This window comes from Sulfitobacter sp. L-8 (genome assembly GCF_056859255.1).
The window spans coordinates 1-3,318 of sequence record NZ_JBSXOD010000050.1; the positions used below are offsets into that span (position 1 = coordinate 1).

General features: G+C 50.8%; 2 rRNA genes. Both read left to right on the forward strand.

Annotated features, from left to right (window positions below):
* Positions 1-21: 21 nt before the first annotated feature.
* Positions 22-2,929, forward strand: a 23S ribosomal RNA gene (locus AC13DE_RS11065).
* Positions 2,930-3,146: 217 nt separating this feature from the next.
* A 5S ribosomal RNA gene (gene rrf, locus AC13DE_RS11070) occupies positions 3,147-3,261 on the forward strand.
* The last annotated feature ends 57 nt before the right edge of the window (positions 3,262-3,318 follow it).

The window sequence follows — 3,318 nt, forward strand, 5'->3', positions numbered from 1 at the left end:
AGTCTTGCTTTTTCTGGATCAAATCAAGCGCGAAAAGGGCGTTTGGTGAATGCCTTGGCAGTAAGAGGCGATGAAAGACGTGATACTCTGCGATAAGCCATGGGGAGCTGAGAATAAGCTTTGATCCATGGATTTCTGAATGGGGCAACCCACCTGATTGTTTATTGTTGTCCTACCGCTTTGCTACTTGAGGACGTAAGTTCGCAAGGTGCAGACGGTGGGTTCATCAGTAAGCAGAACCAGGTATTTATAGACTGAATACATAGGTTTATAAAAGCAAACCCGGGGAACTGAAACATCTAAGTACCCGGAGGAAAGGAAATCAATTGATACTCCCCCAGTAGCGGCGAGCGAACGGGGACCAGCCGAGCCATGAGTGTGGTTAGAATGCGTTGGAATGCGCAACCAAAGTGGGTGATAGTCCCGTATAAGAAGCATGATTGGACGTATTAAGTAGGGCGGAACACGTGAAATTCTGTCTGAAGATCGGAGGACCACCTTCGAAGGCTAAGTACTCCTTACTGACCGATAGTGAACCAGTACCGTGAGGGAAAGGTGAAAAGCACCCCGACGAGGGGAGTGAAACAGTACCTGAAACCGAACGCCTACAATCAGTTGGAGGGGCTTTACGTCCTGACAGCGTACCTTTTGTATAATGGGTCATCGACTTGGTCTCACAAGCAAGCTTAAGCCGTTAGGTGTAGGCGCAGCGAAAGCGAGTCTTAATAGGGCGTTGAGTTTGTGGGATCAGACCCGAAACCGAGTGATCTAGGCATGGCCAGGTTGAAGGTAAGGTAACACTTACTGGAGGACCGAACCCACATCCGTTGAAAAGGATCGGGATGAGCTGTGCCTAGGGGTGAAAGGCCAATCAAACTCGGAGATAGCTGGTTCTCTGCGAAATCTATTTAGGTAGAGCGTCATCCGAATACCCTCGGGGGTAGAGCACTGGATGGGTAATGGGGCCCCACAGGCTTACTGATCCTAACCAAACTCCGAATACCGAGGAGTACTAGATGGCAGACACACGGCGAATGCTAACGTCCGTCGTGAAGAGGGAAACAACCCTGACCTACAGCTAAGGCCCCTAATTCATGGCTAAGTGGGAAAGCAGGTGAGACGACCAAAACAACCAGGAGGTTGGCTTAGAAGCAGCCATCCTTTAAAGATAGCGTAACAGCTCACTGGTCTAAATAAGTTGTCTTGCGGCGAAGATGTAACGGGGCTCAAGCCATGAGCCGAAGCTTAGGATGCATTTATTGCATGGTAGCAGAGCGTAGTGTGACATAAGACTTATCTTTATTATCGCTTAACGTCTGTTTGGTACGTGTAAACGTGTTCAAGTAGCCGTAGGCGGTAGCACAAGATAAAGTCTTTTCTGTGAAGCGGGCCTGTGAGGGATCCCGTGGAGAGATCACTAGTGAGAATGATGACATGAGTAGCGACAAAGAGTGTGAGAGACACTCTCGCCGAAAATCCAAGGGTTCCTGCTTAAAGCTAATCTGAGCAGGGTAAGCCGACCCCTAAGGCGAGGCCGAAAGGCGTAGTCGATGGGAACCAGGTTAATATTCCTGGGCCAGATGGAAGTGACGGATCTCGAGGGTAGTTCATCCTTATCGGATTGAATGGGCTGCTTAGAGGTCCCTGGAAATAGCTCCATCGCTAGATCGTACCCTAAACCGACACAGGTGGATAGGTAGAGAATACCAAGGCGCTTGAGAGAACTATGTTGAAGGAACTCGGCAAAATACCTCCGTAAGTTCGCGAGAAGGAGGCCCGGTTTCTAGGCAACTAGAGGCTGGGGGCACAAACCAGGGGGTGGCGACTGTTTATTAAAAACACAGGGCTCTGCGAAGTCGCAAGACGACGTATAGGGTCTGACGCCTGCCCGGTGCCTGAAGGTTAAAAGGAGGGGTGAGAGCTCTGAATTGAAGCCCAGGTAAACGGCGGCCGTAACTATAACGGTCCTAAGGTAGCGAAATTCCTTGTCGGGTAAGTTCCGACCTGCACGAATGGCGTAACGACTTCCCCGCTGTCTCCAACATAGACTCAGCGAAATTGAATTACCGGTCAAGATGCCGGTTACCCGCGGTTAGACGGAAAGACCCCGTGCACCTTTACTACAACTTCACACTGGCATTAGGCCGAACATGTGCAGGATAGGTGGTGGGCTTTGAAGCGTGGACGCCAGTCTGCGTGGAGCCTCCCTTGAGATACCACCCTTGTTCTGCTTGATGTCTAACCGCGGTCCGTTATCCGGATCCGGGACCCTGTGTGGTGGGTAGTTTGACTGGGGCGGTCGCCTCCTAAATCGTAACGGAGGCGCGCGAAGGTTGGCTCAGAGCGGTCGGAAATCGCTCGTTGAGTGCAATGGCAGAAGCCAGCCTGACTGCGAGACTGACAAGTCGAGCAGAGTCGAAAGACGGCCATAGTGATCCGGTGGTCCCAAGTGGGAGGGCCATCGCTCAACGGATAAAAGGTACGCCGGGGATAACAGGCTGATACTGCCCAAGAGTCCATATCGACGGCAGTGTTTGGCACCTCGATGTCGGCTCATCTCATCCTGGGGCTGGAGCAGGTCCCAAGGGTACGGCTGTTCGCCGTTTAAAGAGGTACGTGAGCTGGGTTTAGAACGTCGTGAGACAGTTCGGTCCCTATCTTCCGTGGGTGTAGGATACTTGAGAGGAGTTGCCCCTAGTACGAGAGGACCGGGGTGAACGATCCACTGGTGGACCAGTTGTTATGCCAATAGCAGTGCTGGGTAGCTATGATCGGACAGGATAACCGCTGAAGGCATCTAAGCGGGAAGCCCCCCTCAAAACAAGGTATCCCTGAGAGCCGAGATAGACCATCTCGTCGATAGGCCAGAGATGTAAGCGTAGTAATACGTTCAGTTGACTGGTACTAATTGCTCGATAGGCTTGATTTGATCCAGTAGAAGCAAGACTTGGCTGAATAGCCGTCACGCAGATACTCATCAATCAAAAGCATACACACATACATAAATGTACTGACTTGGACATGCGTTGTTATCGCTGGGAAAAAGCGATGATAACACCCGAGTGGCTACGTGCATTGTAGAGCAATGCGCGTAGCCACCGACGCTTTTTGCTTCGCAAAAACGCGTCGTTGATGAATTTATTCGGTTTGGTGGTCATAGCGTAAGCAAAACACCCGATCCCATCCCGAACTCGGCAGTTAAGTGCTACTGCGCCAATGGTACTGCGTCTTAAGACGTGGGAGAGTAGGTCACCGCCAAACCTAATAAGTTCATCAACAACGTATCTCTCAACGATAAATATACATAATCATAAAAAT